Raw genomic sequence first — 514 nt, 5'->3', positions numbered from 1 at the left:
CAAGCGACAGACCATCAAATATCGGCGCTTGCAGCACCGCAAGCTCGCCGCTTAAAATCCCCCCAGACGAGGCCCGAACTCCGCTAATCTACGCCGCCAGTTGCGCCAAATGTTCTGACGACGGACAGCCGCCTCCCCTGCTACACCCGAATATGGCAGCGCATTACCGCACTCAAGTCGAAGGCTTGTATTCGGCACTCCAGGACGATTCCCGCGGCGAGCGCATCGCGGCGGCCGAGCAAATCCGTTCGCTGATGAAGGAGATCGTGCTGACGCCCGCAGACGGGGAACTGCAGATCGACGTTCGTGGCGATCTAGCTGGAATCCTCGCCATATCCCTAGAACGCAAAAAGCCCGCCGGAGGGGCGGGCAAATCGCAATTAAAGATGGTTGCGGGGGCAGGATTTGAACCTGCGGCCTTCAGGTTATGAGCCTGACGAGCTACCGGGCTGCTCCACCCCGCGGCAGGTAATTTACATGGTATTCGAGATTTTTGCTTTGCAGGCCTGGCAAC

General features: G+C 58.9%; 1 tRNA gene. It reads right to left on the bottom strand.

Annotation, left to right across the window (positions count from 1 at the left end):
* Positions 1-387: 387 nt before the first annotated feature.
* Positions 388-464 (bottom strand) — tRNA-Met (locus tag ACZYTC_RS34235).
* Between the last annotated feature and the right edge of the window lie 50 nt (positions 465-514).

It is taken from the genome of Labrys sp. F242, from assembly GCF_057813875.1.
The sequence above is the reverse complement of the archived record's forward strand: the minus strand, read 5'-3'. Positions and strand labels throughout refer to the sequence as shown.